This is a genomic window from uncultured Friedmanniella sp. (assembly GCF_964244005.1).
GTDB lineage: Bacteria > Actinomycetota > Actinomycetes > Propionibacteriales > Propionibacteriaceae > Microlunatus.
Genome location: NZ_CAXTHG010000010.1, coordinates 39,523 through 55,119 on the forward strand (window position 1 = coordinate 39,523; position 15,597 = coordinate 55,119).

At 71.2% G+C, this 15,597-nt stretch carries 15 protein-coding genes; 4 read left to right on the top strand and 11 right to left on the bottom strand.

The genetic code is table 11. From position 1 onward, the window contains the following. Positions 1–122: 122 nt before the first annotated feature. From ACFE76_RS08340 to ACFE76_RS08370, 7 genes are all read right to left on the bottom strand, one after another. Complete coding sequence (locus ACFE76_RS08340) at positions 123–872, bottom strand: ANTAR domain-containing protein (protein ID WP_375431283.1); 750 nt, start codon at positions 870–872, stop codon at positions 123–125. Positions 873–1,199: 327 nt separating this feature from the next. Next, positions 1,200–1,478 carry a WhiB family transcriptional regulator gene (locus ACFE76_RS08345; protein WP_375431284.1) on the bottom strand — a complete coding sequence of 93 codons (279 nt, stop codon included), beginning with the start codon at positions 1,476–1,478 and terminating at the stop codon, positions 1,200–1,202. A gap of 274 nt (positions 1,479–1,752) precedes the next feature. Next, positions 1,753–3,000, bottom strand: coding sequence for a GNAT family N-acetyltransferase (locus ACFE76_RS08350; protein WP_375431285.1), 1,248 nt, complete (start codon positions 2,998–3,000; stop codon positions 1,753–1,755). 52 nt (positions 3,001–3,052) lie between these two features. Continuing rightward, positions 3,053–4,330 carry a saccharopine dehydrogenase family protein gene (locus ACFE76_RS08355; protein WP_375431286.1) on the bottom strand — a complete coding sequence of 426 codons (1,278 nt, stop codon included), beginning with the start codon at positions 4,328–4,330 and terminating at the stop codon, positions 3,053–3,055. A 260-nt stretch (positions 4,331–4,590) separates the two neighbouring features. After that, positions 4,591–6,039, bottom strand: a complete 1,449-nt coding sequence (locus ACFE76_RS08360) for an NAD(P)/FAD-dependent oxidoreductase (RefSeq protein ID WP_375431287.1) — start codon at positions 6,037–6,039, stop codon at positions 4,591–4,593. 248 nt (positions 6,040–6,287) lie between these two features. After that, entirely contained in the window at positions 6,288–6,929 is a 642-nt protein-coding gene (locus ACFE76_RS08365) for a GNAT family N-acetyltransferase (protein WP_375431288.1), read from the bottom strand. Further along, the gene (locus ACFE76_RS08370) at positions 6,929–7,060 is read right to left on the bottom strand and encodes a hypothetical protein (protein ID WP_375431289.1); all 132 of its coding nucleotides are present in this window, start codon (positions 7,058–7,060) and stop codon (positions 6,929–6,931) included. Before ACFE76_RS08370 ends, ACFE76_RS08365 begins: the two co-directional genes overlap by 1 nt. Before the next feature lie 112 nt (positions 7,061–7,172). On the opposite strand from ACFE76_RS08370, the gene ACFE76_RS08375 reads away from it, so the two are divergent. The 4 genes from ACFE76_RS08375 to ACFE76_RS08390 all read left to right on the top strand — a co-directional run bounded on the left by ACFE76_RS08375 (position 7,173) and on the right by ACFE76_RS08390 (position 10,814). Continuing rightward, the gene (locus tag ACFE76_RS08375; protein ID WP_375431290.1) at positions 7,173–8,549 is read left to right on the top strand and encodes a PLP-dependent aminotransferase family protein; all 1,377 of its coding nucleotides are present in this window, start codon (positions 7,173–7,175) and stop codon (positions 8,547–8,549) included. A gap of 84 nt (positions 8,550–8,633) precedes the next feature. Beyond that, complete coding sequence (locus ACFE76_RS08380; protein ID WP_375431291.1) at positions 8,634–9,629, top strand: D-alanine--D-alanine ligase; 996 nt, start codon at positions 8,634–8,636, stop codon at positions 9,627–9,629. Then, on the top strand, positions 9,626–10,393 hold the full coding sequence (locus ACFE76_RS08385; protein ID WP_375431292.1) for an SURF1 family protein: 768 nt from the start codon (positions 9,626–9,628) through the stop codon (positions 10,391–10,393). Before ACFE76_RS08380 ends, ACFE76_RS08385 begins: the two co-directional genes overlap by 4 nt. A 10-nt stretch (positions 10,394–10,403) precedes the next feature. Then, positions 10,404–10,814: a DUF3817 domain-containing protein gene (locus ACFE76_RS08390; protein ID WP_375431293.1), complete on the top strand. Its 411-nt coding sequence runs from the start codon at positions 10,404–10,406 to the stop codon at positions 10,812–10,814. Between the two features lie 30 nt (positions 10,815–10,844). Here the strand turns inward: ACFE76_RS08390 and ACFE76_RS08395 are convergent, their stop codons facing one another. The 4 genes from ACFE76_RS08395 to ACFE76_RS08410 form a co-directional block, all read right to left on the bottom strand. Next, positions 10,845–11,777, bottom strand: a complete 933-nt coding sequence (locus ACFE76_RS08395; RefSeq protein ID WP_375431294.1) for a ParB/RepB/Spo0J family partition protein — start codon at positions 11,775–11,777, stop codon at positions 10,845–10,847. Further along, the gene (locus tag ACFE76_RS08400; protein ID WP_375431371.1) at positions 11,774–12,718 is read right to left on the bottom strand and encodes a ParA family protein; all 945 of its coding nucleotides are present in this window, start codon (positions 12,716–12,718) and stop codon (positions 11,774–11,776) included. The genes ACFE76_RS08395 and ACFE76_RS08400 overlap by 4 nt, the downstream gene beginning before the upstream one ends. A gap of 290 nt (positions 12,719–13,008) precedes the next feature. Next, positions 13,009–13,617 carry a 16S rRNA (guanine(527)-N(7))-methyltransferase RsmG gene (rsmG, locus tag ACFE76_RS08405; RefSeq protein ID WP_375431295.1) on the bottom strand — a complete coding sequence of 203 codons (609 nt, stop codon included), beginning with the start codon at positions 13,615–13,617 and terminating at the stop codon, positions 13,009–13,011. After that, on the bottom strand, positions 13,614–15,563 hold the full coding sequence (locus ACFE76_RS08410) for a primary-amine oxidase (protein WP_375431296.1): 1,950 nt from the start codon (positions 15,561–15,563) through the stop codon (positions 13,614–13,616). Before ACFE76_RS08410 ends, rsmG begins: the two co-directional genes overlap by 4 nt. Between the last annotated feature and the right edge of the window lie 34 nt (positions 15,564–15,597).

The following is a 15,597-nucleotide window of genomic DNA, read 5'->3' on the forward strand; positions in this document are numbered from 1 at the left end:
CTCAGGAGGGCAGAGGTAGCGGTGGTGTCGGATCGCGCGTCACCGCTACCCGTCCAGACTAGACCACGTCTGGAGCGCATCCGGCCTGGTCGCACCACAGGGCCGAACCGGCACAGGCGGCACTACTCGCCCGCTCGCCGGCTCCGAGCCCGGCGGACTGCTTCGTCGACGATCTGCTGGGCGATCACCACCAGCTTGTGGTGCTCGTGCTGGCTCAAGGTCCGGATACGCTGCAGCGCCTCGACCTCGTCCACGCCGGAACGGCTCATGATGATGCCCACGGCACGATCGACGATCATCCGCTGCTCGAGCGCAGCCCGCAGCTGCTCGGTCAGCCGTTGGGCCTGGGCCATCGTCTGCGCGTTCTGGACGGCGATCGCCGCCGGGACGGCGAACAGCTCACCGAGGTCGGCCGCGCGCTCGTCGAAGACGTGCTTGGCGTGGGCGTAGACGTTCATCGCCCCCAGCACCTTGTCCTGGGCGACCAACGGCAGCGAGACGACGCTGTGGACGCCGAGGCGGGCGACCCGGGACCCGAACCGCGGCCACCTCCGGTCGCCGCCCAGCGACCCCGACATCACCGTGTGCCCCTCGGCCGCGGCACTCACACAAGGTCCCTGCATCAGGGAGTACTGGATGTCGTCGATCTCCCGGACGAACGGGGTGGTGGCCACGATGGTGTCCGACCGGCCCTCCTCCAGCAGGGTCAGACCGGCCCCGTCAGCTCCCGGGATGGCCAGCACGGCGTACTCGGCGACCCGGGTCAGCAACGGTTCCAGCCCGGCTCCGACCAGCGTCAGCCGGGACAACGACCGCAGGCTCTGCTGCAGGTCGTCCTCCTGGGCCTCGATCTCGGCGACCGTGGGGTCCACCTTCGGTGGGTGGGCTGAGGCCGCCGCCTCAGGTGCGCTGTCGCTCACGTTCAACCGCCGATCCCCTCGTCACCCTGCCGCTCCGGCGGAGGCGCGTCCACCCGAGCTCGATTCGCGATCTGTCCACGATGAGGTTACCCGCGCAGGGCTGATTGAGAGATATTCGGCAAGGCGCGGCGCCCGGCGACCAGGCCCAGCTGGGTGTACGGGACCCCGAGCGCCCCCAGTCGGCGACGCCGGATAGCGGTGTTCTCTCCGCGACGACGGCAACGCAGCCCGGTGCGTGCCCGGGTGCCGCGCAGCAGGCCGGCGTTTGACACCACCCTGCTAGGGCCCCGTCATCGCCGGTCGGCTGGGCTGAGCCGCGCGACGGCGACGACGGCGACGGACGACCCACGACCGGCGTTCGGTCTCGGTCAGCCCACCCCAGACGCCGTAGTCGGCGCCGGCTTCGATGGCCCACATCAGACACGCGTCGCTGACGGTGCAGCCGGAGCAGACCTCTTTGGCCTTCTCGGCCTGCTGGACGGCCGGGCCGCTGGTGCCGACGGGGAAGAAGAGGTCGCCGTTCTCGCCTTGACAGGCGGCGTGGTCGCGCCAGGTCATGGGGCCGAGCTTGGAGTGGTGTGGTGGAAGAACTTCACGGTGCAACCCTCACGTCAAAGGGTGCCGGGCGACATCAGGCGGCGAGTTCATCTCTCGTGTGGCGCGGCCGAGGTCAACGGCGCCAGCACGTCCAGACCGGCTGGGGGACCAGCACTTGCACTGTGACAGGTTCGGCCGGGTTCGGCAAGGGGTAGGGCCGGCAGACCGGAGCGCAACGCCTTCGAGGCCCTCGACCAGCTCGGGCCGCGCTACTGCGCCACCTACCCCTCAGCGGTCAGAAGTAGTCGAGGCAGAAGGGCAGCCGATTCCAGGCAAACGCGGCGCTGAGCTGCGCGACCGCACCGACCGTGTGCTCGGTGACCAGACCGGCGCGCTGCAGCACCGTGGCCGGAGTGCCGCCCAGGTAGAGGGTCGCCAGGTCGCGGACGTCGAGCGTGACGTCCGGGTCGTCCTGGACCCGGCTGACCTCGGCTCCATCGGGCCCGCCGCGCAGGCGGAAGGCTCCGTTGTTCTGGGGCAGCACGCTGTCGCGGACCCCGAGCACGAGGTCGACCGGCACGGCGTAGCGACGCGCCTCGAGGGCCCGAGGCAGGTCGACGAGCCGGGCGAACAAGCTCTCGCCGCGCGCAGACCCGAGCGCGTCGGCGTCACGGAGCAGGTACGGCAGCGGATCGTCGACGGGCAGGGTGGCCCGGACGGTACGGACCAGGTCGAGATCGAAGACGAAGCGCCACAGTCGGGCATAGCTGGCGGCGTTCGTGGCGTCGAGCTCGGCGACGCCGACCTGGAGGTCGGCGCTCACGACGCCCGAGCCGGCGCCGCGGGTGCGGAAGGCGAGGTAGCCGTCGACGGCTCCCGACCGGGCGTAGTGCAGCGCGAAGCGGAACGCCGACGCACCGCCGCGGCGGATGGGCGCGTCCGAGGTCGCCGAGTCCCACCAGAGCGCCGAGCGCGTCAGCGCACCCGGACGTTCCGGCAGCAGCCTGGCGTGCAGTGGTTCGACCGCCGCACGCCAGTCGGCTAGGTCGACCTCGCCGACCGACCCGGAGCCCAGGTCGACGTCGGCGCGGAACACCAGGTCGCCGGTAGCCCCGGAGACGGCCAGCGACCCGGCGGCCGTGCCGTAGCCGTAGCGGCCGTAGATCGCCGCCTCCGACGCCCAGAGCAGCGCGACCGGTTCTCCCCGCGCGACGGTGTCGTCGAGCTGGTGGCGCATCATCTGGTTCAGCAGCCCGCGCCGCCGGTACGACGGGGCGACCGTGACGAAGGTGACGGCCGCGCTCGGCAGGGTCGCGCCGCCGGGCACGGTGAGGCTCCGCGAGTACGCCGTGCAGGTGGAGACCCAGCGTCCGTCGACCCGGAAGCCAAAGCTGCGCTCCGGCTCGAACACCCCGCGGCTGGGCCACGTCTCCTCGTCGAAGTCGATCGAGAAGACACGCATCGCCGCCGCGACGAAATCCTCCGGTCGACCAGAGGTGGCGTAGCTCAGCTCCAGCTCGGCAAGGTGAGGCGCAGTCGGCACGGACTCAGCGTCGCACAGCACCTTGCTTGTCGATGCGGACGCGACCAAGCCGTTACCGCGCCGGTGTGCGCTCCTCGAGCCCCCAGGGTGAGTCGTAGTCGCCGGCCAGCAGGTCGAGGAAGGGCTGGGCGTCGAACGCCTCCGGCCCGAGGACCCCGCGGCCTCCCCAGGTGCCGGCCGCAAGCAGCTCGAGGGCGACCACCGGGTTGACCGCGGTCTGCCAGACCACGCACTGGGCGCCGTAGTCACCCATCGTGGTCTCGTTGTCGACGACGTGGTAGAGGTACACCTCGCGCGGCTGGCCGTCCTTGCCGGTACCGGTCACCCAGAGGCCCGCGCAGGTCGACCCGTGCATCAGGTGACCGAGGCCGGCCGGGTCGGGCAGGCAGGCCGCCACCACGTCGCGGGGGCTCACGTTTACCGTGAGGGGGACGACCCCCTCGGATCCCCGCCCAGACATGGACCCCTTGACCGTGACGGGATCGGTCTGGTCCAAGCCGAGCTTGCGGAGGACCTTGAGGACGTCGATGAACTCGGTGCCCAGCCCGTACTTGAACGTCACCCGCTTGGCGTCGAGCCAGCGGGGCATCAGCAGCACTTCCTCGTGCTCGACGTTGACGCACTCGACCGGCCCGATACCGCCGGGGAAGTCGAACACCTCCGGTTCGCTGAACGGCTCCGTGACGTACCAGCCCCGGTTCTTCTCCCAGATCACCGGCGGGTTGAGGCACTCCTCGATCGTGGTCCAGATGGAGAAGGACGGGGCGAAGTCGTAGCCCTCCACGGTGAGGTTCGACCCGTCCCGGGTGCCGAGCTCCTCGATCCGGGAGAACAGGTGGTCGGCCGCGTAGCGCGCGAAGACGTCGGACAGGCCGGGTTCGACGCCAATGCCCACCAGCGCCAGCCGACCCGCAGACTCCCACCGCTCGGCCTCGGCGAACTGCTCGTCCCCGAGCATCACCCCGGTCTGGGCGTACGGCTGGTCGGGGTCGCGGTGTGACAGCGACATGGCCATGTCCAGGTAGTCCGCACCCGCGTCGAACGCCCCGCGAAAGATGGGCATCACGAACCGCGGGTCGACGGCGTTCATCACGTGGGTGATCTGGTGCTCCCGGGCGAGGGCGGCCACCGACGCCGCGTCCGAGGCGTCGACCTGCGCGGCGCTGAAGCGAGGGTCTGGCCCGTGCCACTCCCCCACCGCGGCGACGGTCCGCTCGGCCCGGCCGAGGTCGTAGTCCGCGACAACCAGCCGTTCGAAGAACGGCCGCCGGACCGCGATCCTGGCGAACGCGTCGCCGACGCCGCCGGACCCGACCAACAAGATGCGCATGGTGCTCCCTCGTGGACTCCGAGAGTCCGTGCTCGGCACTCTATGACCCCGATCTCCAGGCGGCACGGACCCCGGCTCAGCCGGCCGCTGGTGGTCTAGGAGGGCGGTGTCGAACGGCGGCCGTAGCGAGCAGGTGCCCGGGTACGTGCCGGGCAAGGCGCCGGAGGAGTCGGATAGCGGGGTTCTCTCCGCGACGACGGCAACGAAGCCCGGTGCGTGCCCGGGTGCCGCGCAGTAGGCCGGCGTTTGACACCACCCTCCTAGCTGTCGAAGCCCATGCCCAACCGGTCGAGGGTCCGCAGCCACGGGCCACGGCGGCCCTCGTGCTCATCAGCCGCGGCCAAGGCCCGCCGGGTGAGCTGGATGCCGGCCCACCGGACCGGTTCGGGCGGGAAGGGCAGGGGCTTGCCGCGCACCATGGCGAGGCGGGTGCGTTCGGTGTCACGACCGTCGAGCAGGTCGAGTGCGGTCCGGGCACCGAAGTGCGACGCCCCGACCCCCAGGCCGGTGAAGCCCAGCACGTACGCGACCCGGCCGCGCAGCGCCTGACCCCAGAACGGGCTGAAGCGGCTGCAGGTGTCGATGGTGCCGCCCCAGGCGTGCGAGATCGCCACGTCGGCCAGCTGCGGGAAGGTCTGCACCAGGTGCTCGGCCAGCAGCGCGAAGGTCCGCGGGTGCTGAGCCAGCCGGGGGTCGGTCTTGCCGCCGGCGAAGTAGAGCGCGTCGTACCCACCGAACAGGAGCCGCTCGCCCTGCGCGCTCTGTCCCTCCGGGGGGGACGACCCCCCCGAGTCCCCCGGCAACGAACCAGAAGTCAGTCGGTAGTAGTGGAACTGGTTGCCCGCGTCGCCGATCCCCTGGCGGCCGGCCCAGCCGAGCGAGGCGCGGACGTCGGCAGGCAACGGCTCGGTCATCAGCGCGTAGTCCCAGACCGGCACCACGTACGCCGAGATGCGGCGCAGCACCGGCGGCGAGGCGGCGGTGGCGAGCAGCACCTGGGCCGCGCGGACGGTGCCGTGAGCCGTGGTCACCCGGACGCCGGGGCCGTCCAGCGCGAGGTCGTCGACCCGGCTGTGCTCGTGAATGACGACCCCGAGCCGCTCGAGCGCAGCCGCGAGCCCCCACGCGAGCCGGGCCGGATCGAGCATCGCTACCCCGTCGGGGTCGTAGACCCCGCTCAGGTAGGTGGGTGAGGCGACCTCGGCCCGTACCTCGTCGGTGTCCAGCAGCCGCAGGTCGAGGCCCAGCTCCGTGCCCAGCCGGTACTGCTCGGCGAGCCCCTCCACCTGCCACCGGGCCACGGCGACGTCGAGCTCACCGGTCCGCTCGAAGTCGCAAGCGATGCCGTGCCGCCGGATCGCGTCCTCGATCGCGTCCAGGGTCTGCGCACCCATCCGCAGCAGCGTGGGCATCTCGGCGGCGAAACGCTCCAGCCCGTTACCGAGACCGTGGGTCAGGCTCGCGGCGCAGAAGCCACCGTTGCGGCCCGTCGCGCCCTCCGCGATCCGGTCACCCTCGAGCAGCACCACCTGCCGGGTCGGGTCCGCCTCGACCGCCTGCAGCGCGGCCCACAGCCCGGTGAACCCTGCCCCCACCACCACCAGGTCGGCCTCGACGTCGTCGACCAGCCGGGGACGCGCCACCGGTCGTTCGGGTCGGTCGAGCCAGTAGGGGGCCGGGACGGCATTGGCCAGCGCCCTCGACGTCACGCCTCGACCCTATCTGCGTCAACGCCCCAACCCTGCCGAACGCGGGCACAGTCGGCGCTCGTCGCAGCAGCTGATCGGGAGCCCAGACCTCGGTCCAGACACAGAGTGTGAGTGAACGTCTCGTAGTCGGGACCCAAACTCACGATCTGCCGGGCTCAAGAGGTGTGCACTGACATCACGACGAGTCCCAGGCTGACGGCGCTTGACTGTGGCCGCTGACGGATGCTCCCGCGTTGCCTCAGATCAGATCAGGGGACCGGGGTCTCGGTCGGGAGGTAGACCGCGGGCTCGGGCAGCGGGGGCGGGCTGACCAGGCCGGTCAGCCGGTTCCAGGCGGCGCCGAGGCCGGGCCGCCAGCGCAGCGTGGTCTGCAGGTCCATCCGCAGCCGGGGCGTGACCGGGTGAGGTCGGACGACGGCGAAGCCGACGCTCTGCAGCCAGCCGGCGGGCAGCATGCAGGACGGCCCGTCGTGGTAGGTGCCGACGGCTTCGAGGGCGCGGATGTCGCGGCGGGCCACCAGCGCGGCCGCGGTCTGGACGAGGTGCCGGCCGACGCCGTGACCTCGGTGCTCCTCGGCCACCCGGACCGACATCAGCACCGCCGCGTCCGGGCTCACCGGCGTCGTGGCGAAGGCGCCGAGCCGCGGCACGTGCATCGCGGGGGCCATGGTGAGGTGGCCGATCAGCTCGAGGTCGTTGTAGGCGGCGACCCCGCAGTAACCCCAGTGGGCGGTGACCGCCTCGGCCCAGTCGGCCTTGGTCTCGGTCCGGCGGTGGTCTGAGGAGGTGGCCAGGTCGGACAGGCTGGCCTCCCAGAAGGTGCAGCTGCGGCAGGGAACGGGCAGCTCGGCCACGTCCGCCGCCGTCATGGGCCGAAAACGACGTGCCATCAGCTCACCCTCGCTCTCGGTTCGGCCAGACCGAGCACGAAGCCGACCGCCAACCCCGACAGACCGGCCGCGACGAACCAGAGCGACCACCGGAGCGGGCGAGGCATCCCACCCGAGGAGGCGCTGCGCATGGGACCATCGTAGGCGCGATGCCCAGCCCTGGCGATCATCCGGAGCGCCGCGAGCGCGGGACGACCTGGGTTCCGACGTGCGCCGCTGGTGCCGATGAGGCACCCTTGGAGAGTGAGTGCGTATCCTCCCCTCCCGACCGGGCCAGGACCTGCCGTCGAGCGGGTCGAGGACGCTGGCCCCCGTCGCCGCGACACTCGGCTGGACTCCTACGTCGACCGCTACGCCGCCCGTACGCACGGGATGACGGCCTCGGCCATCCGGGCGCTCTTCTCGGTCGCGAACCGGCCCGAGGTCGTCTCCCTGGCCGGGGGGATGCCGAACATCGCCGACCTGCCGCTGGACGTGGTCGGTCAGACGCTGCACGAGCTGGTCGCGGGCAACGGCATGCGGGCCATGCAGTACGGCTCCGGCCAGGGCGAGCCGATGATCCGCGAGGTGATCTGTGAGGTGATGCGGCTCGAGGGGATCAACGCCCACCCCGACGACGTCACCGTCACCGTCGGCTCACAGCAGGCGCTCGACCTGGTGACCCGGATCTTCTGCGACCCGGGCGACGTGGTGCTCTGCGAGGCCCCCAGCTACGTGGGCGCGCTCGGGGTCTTCCGCTCGTTCCAGTGCGACGTCGCGCACGTGGCCATGGACGACCAAGGTCTCGACCCGGTGGCCTTGCGGGAGTCCGTGACCGCGCTGCGCGCCGCTGGCCGGACGGTCAAGTTCCTCTACACGATCCCGAACTTCCACAACCCGGCCGGCGTCTCGCAGAGCCTCGAGCGGCGGACCGAGATCCTGCGGGTGGCCGAGGAGGCCGACCTGCTCGTGGTGGAGGACAACCCGTACGGCCTGCTCGGCTTCGAGGGCGAACCGACGCCGGCCATGCGGTCCCTCAGCGAGGACCGGGTGGTCTACCTCGGCTCGTTCTCCAAGACCTTCGCCCCCGGCTTCCGGGTCGGCTGGGTGCTCGCGCCGCACGCCGTCCGGGAAAAGCTCGTGCTCGCGCAGGAGTCGGCGACGCTCTGCCCGCCGGTCTTCTCCCAGTACGCGATCGCGGCCTACCTGGAGAGCCACGACTGGCGCGGTCAGATCAAGGTGTTCCGCGAGATGTACCGGGAACGTCGCGACGCCATGCTCGCCGGGCTGGCCGACCACATGCCCGCTGGGATGTCCTGGACGGTTCCGGCCGGCGGCTTCTTCGTCTGGGCCACCCTGCCGGCTGGGCTGGACTCGCACGCCATGCTCGCGCGAGCGGTCACGGCCCGGGTGGCCTACGTGCCGGGGACGGCCTTCTTCGCCGACGGCTTCGGCAGCCGCTTCATGCGGCTGTCCTACTGCTTTCCCACCCCCGACCGGATCATCGAGGGCACCCGGCGACTGGGCGAGGTGCTGGCCTACGAGGCCGGCGTGCACGCCACCTTCGGCACGTCGGTCGACGCCGGTCCGGGCTATCCGGCGCTGGCTCCGTACGAGGCCCCGGGGGCCAACCAGACGTGAGGAGCTCGACGACGTTGATCATGGAACTTCCTGCAGGGGCAGGGATGGCCGCCCTTCGACCGGCTCAGGGAACGGGCCGGCCCCGTGTCGGCTGACTCCCCGGGGACCGTCGTCGTGCTCGCGGGCGGGCTGTCCCATGAGCGGGACGTGTCGTTTCGTTCGGGCCGCCGGGTCAGCCAGGCGTTGCGCTCACAAGGGCTCGACGTGGTGGAGTCCGACCTCGACTCCGCCCTGGTGCCGCGGCTCGTCGAGCTGGGCGACGCGGTGGTCTTTCCGGTCCTGCACGGCGAGGCCGGCGAGGACGGCGCGCTCCGGGAGGTGCTGGCGCTGCTCGGGGTCCCGTTCGTCGGCTCGGTCGGTCCGGCGTCGCGGGTCGCCTTCGACAAGTCGATCGCCACCACCGTGGTCGCGGAAGCCGGGTTGCGGACGCCCGCCCAGGTCGCCCTGCCGCACGAGATCTTCCGCGAGCTCGGCGCCGCGGCGCTGGTCTCGGCACTGGGCGACCAGATCGGGTTCCCGATGATGGTCAAGCCGTCCCGAGGAGGCTCGGCCCTGGGCTGCAGCAAGGTGTCCACCGCCGCCGAGCTGCCGTCGGCGATGGTCGGCGCCTACGCCTACGGCGCCGTGGCCGTGGTCGAGGAGTTCGTCGAGGGCACGGAGGTGACGGTCGCCGTGGTCGACCGGGGAGCCGGCCCGACGGCCCTCCCGGCGGTGGAGATCCGGCCCGACTCCGGGGTGTATGACTACACGGCGCGCTACACCGCCGGTGCCACCCGCTTTCTCTGCCCCGCCGAGGTCGACCCGGTGGTCTCCGCTCGTTGCGCCGCACTGGCGCTGAAGGTGCACGACGAGCTCGGGCTGCGTGACCTCTCCCGGACCGACCTGATCATTGACGCCACCGGCGAACCGGTGTTCCTCGAGGTCAACGTCGCCCCCGGGATGACGGAGACCTCGGCTGTCCCGCTGGCCATCGAGACCGCCGGCTGGAGCCTCGGCAAGATGTGCGCTGACCTCGTCCGGGTCGCCGCCGCCCGGCCGGTCCGACCGCCGCAGCGGGCGCTGGACCGAGGCGCCAGGTGATCTGGCTCCGGCAGCTGGGCATCCTGGCGCTCGGGCTGGTTCTCGCCGGAGTGATGGTGATGCTCGGGATCTGGCAGCTGGACGTGTACCACTCCCAGGGTCAGGCCCAGTCGGAGCGGCGGGCGCAGTCGACGCCGGTCCCGCTGGCCTCGGTCGCGCGCCCGGCGGCCGCCATCAACGAGGGCTACGGCGTGCCGGTCACCTTCACCGGCCACTACCTGCCCGACTCGCAGCTGCTGGTCCCGCTGGACGACCCCGCCGCCGGCTACCGGGTGCTGTCGGCGCTGCAGCTCGACACCGGCGGCGTGTTGCCGGTCGTCCGCGGCGTGGTGCGTACCGCCGAGCTGCCCGTACCGCCGACCGGCACCGAGAGCGAGACCGGCGTCCTGCTGCCCTCGGAGGAGGCACCGCCGGGCGACCTGCCCGCGGACCAGCTCAGCTCGGTCCGCATCCCGACCCTGGCGCAGCAGTGGCCCGGGCCGCTGCTCACCGGCTACGTCACCCTCTCGGCCCCCGACGCCGCCCACCAGGGCCTGGCCCCCGCCCCGCTCGACCTGCCCCAGTCCAGCGGACGGCTGCGCAACGGCGCTTACGCCCTGCAGTGGTGGATGTTCGCCGCCTTCGCGGTCGCAATGGCCATCAAGGTGGCCCGTGACCAGGTGTTGACCGACCCGCTCGAGGCGGACACCGACTCCGAGGCGCAGATCGCCGATCCCGACGAGGTGCTCGATCTCACAGCCGACGGGCGGATCCCTACGACGTAGGCTCGCAGGCATGCGCAACGCCTTGATCCGCTACCGGGTGATGGCCTACCTCGTCGGCACGCTGCTGATCGTCCTCACCCTGGTCGGATTGCCCCTCAAGTACGGCTACGACAACGGCACCGTCGTCCTGTGGACCGCCATCCCGCACGGCTGGCTCTACATGGTCCTGCTGATCACGGCGTTCGACCTCGGCCGCCGAGCCAAGTGGAGCATCTGGCGGCTGCTGGCCATCGCGCTCGCCGGGACGATCCCGTTCCTGTCCTTCGTCGCCGAGCGGTCGGCGACCAAGGACGTCCTGGCCAAGCTCGCGGCGGCCGAGAACGGCGAGGCCCCCGACATCGTGGTCAACGCCGGCGAACGGCGGTCCGGAGGCCCGGACGATACCAAACCCGTGGCGCCGGCTCGCTCCGAGTTGCTGTGACGCTAGATGTGAATAAATCTATTTGTCGACTTATCGCGGGATGATTGTCTGAGCGAGCCGCTGGAGGTCGTCCTGGGTGGCGAAGTCGATGACGATCCGCCCCTTGCTGCGCCCCATCTCCACCCGTACCCGGGTGTCGAGGTGGTCGGACAGCCGAGCGGCCACCTCGGTCGCCGCCTCGGACGTCCGTCGGGGTGATCGGCGGCGCGGCGCCTCGTCACTGCCCGTCTCCCCCAGCGCCACCAGCTCTTCGGTGGCCCGGACCGACAGCCCTTCGGCGACGACGCGATGCGCCAGCCGCTCCTGGCCGGCCGGCTCGGGGACGGCGAGCAGCGCCCGTGCGTGCCCCGCGCTCAGCACCCCGGCGGCGACCCGACGCTGCACGGTCGGCGGGAGCCGGAGCAGCCGGATGGTGTTGGAGATCTGCGGTCGGGACCGCTTGATCCGGGTGGCGAGCTCGTCCTGGGTGCAGCCGAAGTCCTCGAGCATCTGCTGGTAGGCCGCCGCCTCCTCCAGCGGGTTCAGCTGGGCGCGGTGCAGGTTCTCCAGCAGGGCGTCCCGCAGCAGGTCGTGGTCCTCGGTCCGGCGAACGATGGCGGGTATCCGGCGGAGGCCGGCGGCCTGGGTGGCCCGCCAGCGCCGCTCCCCCATCACCAGCTCGAAGCGGTCGTCCCCGATCGGTCGGACGACGATGGGCTGGAGCAGCCCGACCTCGGCGATCGACCCGACGAGCTCGGCCATCGCGTCCTCGTCGAAGACGGTCCGCGGCTGGCGGGGGTTGGCGACGATGGCCGCCACGTCCAGCTCGGCGAAGTAGGACCCCTCGGGTACGGGGTGCGCCGGCGCCTTCGCCACGCTGGCTTCGGTAGTACCCGGACCAGCGACCGACTCCGTAGGGTCGGTCCGCTGGAACAGCTCGCCCAGGCCGCGGCCGAGACCGCGCCGCTCGGTGGTGGTGGTCATCGGGCGCCTCCGGTGGTTGCGGGCTCGGTCAGGGTGGCGGCTGCCGCCCCGCGTTGGGAGATCTCCTCGGCCGCGCGGAGATAGGAGACCGCCCCGGCGGAGTCAGGGTGATAGGTCAGGACGGTCTGGCCGTAGCTCGGGGCCTCGGAGATCCGGACCGAACGCGGGATGACGGTCGGCAGCGTCTCGGCCGCGAAGTGCGTCCGCACCTCGTCCGCGACCTGAGCAGCCAGCCGGGTACGCGCGTCGAACATCGTCAGCAGCACGGTCGTGACGCGCAGCTCCGGGTTGAGCTCGCCGGTGACGAGGTTGATCGTCCGCATCAGCTGCGAGACGCCTTCGAGGGCGTAGTACTCACACTGGATCGGGATCAGGATCTCGGTGGCGGCGACCAGAGCGTTCAGGGTGAGCAGCCCGAGCGACGGCGGGCAGTCGACGAAGACGTAGTCCACCTCGTGGTCCCGCAGATAGGTGCGGAGAGCCCGGAGCAGTCGGTTCTCCCGAGCGACCATCGAGACAAGCTCGATCTCAGCGCCGGCGAGGTCGATCGAGGCGGGAAGGACGGTGAGGTTGGGCGCCTCGCTGCTGGCCACCGCGTGGGCGGCGATGTCGTCCCCACCGATCAACACCTCGTACGTACCCGGCGTACCGGGGGAGTGCTCGATCCCGAGAGCCGTAGAGGCGTTGCCCTGCGGGTCGAGGTCGATCACCAGCACCGTGAGCCCACCGAGGGCGAGTCCGGCCGCCAGATTGACCGAGGTCGTGGTCTTGCCCACCCCACCCTTCTGGTTCGCGACGACGAACACCCGGGTCCTAGCAGGCGCCGGGAGGCGTGGCTTGGTCGTTTCACGTGAAACGACGACCTCGACCTCCTGAGCGGGAGCGAGTGGCGTCTCGTCCTGGTCGAACCGTGCGCGTCGGGGACCCGGGGGGCGGGGGATCGCGACGGGCTCTACGGCGGGAGCCTCAGCGACCGGCGCGACCTCTGGTTCGTTCGCGGGCAGTTGGAGGGCACTCGGCCAGGCGTGCGTTTCACGTGGAACACGCGGCCACCCGACGTGCTCATCGACGTCCACGGCCTGGGGCCACCCCAATCCTGGGCTGACCCTGTCTGTGCGTACCGGTCCTACTGCCATGGCCTCCCCTGTCCTCGTGACGGATAACGTTACCGGCCGGGGAAGGCCGAGCCCGCCAGGCACGCAGGCGGCCACGGGTGATCAGCGCTGGTGGTTCAGCGCGGGCGGCGTCGAAGCCGGACCACGGTGGTCGACTCCGCACCCTGGTGCGCGCGGACGGTCAAAACCTCGCCGTCCAGACCTTGACGACGGAGCTCGCGGTCGGCGGCCCGCAGCTCATCGGTGGCCGTACGGCCCTTCAGTGCGAGGATCACGCCGTCGGGGTGTCGGAGCGGACCACACCAGGTCAGCAGCCGGTCCAGGGGAGCGAGGGCTCTCGAGACGACGGCGTCGTAGGAGTGCCGATGCTCCTCGGCGCGGGCACGGACGACAGTCACCGACGAACGGAGGTCCAGCTCGGCCACGGTCTCGGTGAGGAAAGTTGCCCGTCGCAGCAGCGGCTCGAGCAGGGTCACCTGCAGGTCAGGCCGCAGGATGGCCAGCGGGAGTCCCGGCAGGCCCGCGCCACTGCCGACGTCGACGACCGTAGCGGACCGGGGGAGCAGACCGACGAGCGCGACGCTGTTCAAGATGTGCCGTTCCCACAGCCGGTCCCCTTCGCGCGGCCCGATCAGGCCCCACTCGACACCTGTCGACCTCAGAATGTCGACATATCGACTGACAGCGTCGAACCGAGCACCGAAGACTTCCGCCGCGACGCTCACGCGGGATGGCTGCCGTGGTCGTGCCCGGGTGCGCAGTCGTCTCCCGACGGCAGCACGTCCAGTGCCGGGTTGCGGTCGAAGAAGCCGACCGGCTTGAGCCAGAACGAGACGATGTCGGCCGGCATCACCGGCCAGTCCTCCGGCCGCGGGATGTGGTGGATCCCGAAGGTGTACCAGAGCACCACATCGGTGTCCTCGATCGGGCGGTCCGCCGCCGTCCAGGCCGGCAGTCCCTCACCGGGCCCGCTCTGGGTGACGAACTCCCCGGCAGGCCAACGCTCGTCCGGGGACTCGGGAGTCACCCATAGCGTGTGGCCGATCACCTGCGCCCGAGCGAACACCGGGGACGACGGGTCGAAGAAGGTCGGGATGGCCCCACCAGGGACGAGCTTGTAGGCCACCGGCGTACCCAGCCCGTTGCGGACGTGCGGGTTGACGACCTTCCAGGCGCGCTGACTGTCCCAGGAGTAGTCCTGCCGGCCTTCGGCCTCGGTCCGCAGCGGCTGACTGTGCTGGGCCACGGCGATGCCGTACGGGTTGTCGGGCCCGATCGGCACCGACCGGGTCTCGGTCATCTGGACGGTGTTGTCGGTCCCGTCGACGTCGAGGTCGAGCCGCGCGACGATGAAGTGCTGATGGTTGGGGGCGTAGGTGCGCTCGTCCACGAGCACGCCGTAGGGGAACGACCCGTCCTCGGCGAAGTGGGTGACGACCATGATCCCGGTGGCCCGGACCTCGCACTCGATGCTGCCGTCCTCGTAGAAGCGCCAGTAGACGAGGTACTCGTAGTTGGCCACCGTGACGTGGAAGGACGCGACGAAGCGTCGCATCCGCCGCACCTCGGCGCCGCCGTCGTGGTCGACGTGCTTCCAGAGCACGGCGTTGTCCTCCTCGTGCAGGCAGATCGCGTTCGTGATCACCCGAGGCACGCCGAGGCTGTCATGGGTGGTGGCGTCGAGGTAGCGGATCTCGCCGAGGCAGTCACACCCCAGCTCCAGCGACTGGGTCAGGAAGCCCAGGCCCCACTCGCCGATGTCGAACGCCGTCCGGCGCAGGTGGTCCGGCCCGGGGTCGCGGTAGGGGACCACCATCTCGGCGAACGACAGTTTGTGCGCGATCGACCGGTCGCGGGCGCCGCCCGGCGCGTACGGGTCGAAGTAGGAGACGTCGTGCAGCGTCATCCCCTCACGACCGTTGAAGCCGACCCGGAACGACCATTGCTGCCACCGCACCTGCTGGCCGTCGACGCTGAAGGAGACCCCGTCGGGCTGGGTGATTGCGAGCGGCTTACGCTCCGGCCGGCCGGCGAGCAGCTCCGCCGGCACCAGACCGGGCACGTACTCACCCATCACCGGCGGAACGGGCGGAGCTGGCACGTCCTCGATCTCGAGCAGGGCCATCGCGTTCAGGTCGACGATGCAGTGCAGCCCGTTGACCGGACCGGCGTACGGGTTGGCCCCGGGCCGGGACCGCACCCAGGTGTCGGACCAGCCCACCCGGCGGTCGGTGTAGGCCTTGGGCACGAAGGAGGCGCCGTAGGTCCAGGTGTCCATGAAGACCAGGCTCAGGTCGGTGATCCCGCGGCGGGCCAGCGCGGCCTGCACGTCCGGGTGCGCCTTGAGCATGGCGTTGGCTTCCTCCCACTCGTCCAGGGTGAAGTTCGGCTGCACCCCCGGAACGTGGTCAAAGCTCGTCAGGGTGCCTAGGTCGAGGTCGATCCGGGCGCGGTGGACGCGGTTGCTGCTGCGGTCCAGGCAGACGGCGGTGGCGAGCCGCGGCGGGCGCTCGCCGGTGCGGTCGAAGCGGACGAGTGCGTCCTTGGTCGGCTCAACGGCCTCGATGCTGGTGTAGCGCCAGCCGGGTCCGACCCCGTGCTCGGTCGCCAACAGCTCTCTGACCAGGTTGAACTCGGACGGCGTCAGCGGATCCAGCGGATGCGACGTCACCCCTGCGCACCCACCGGACACTCGGCCGTGCGGG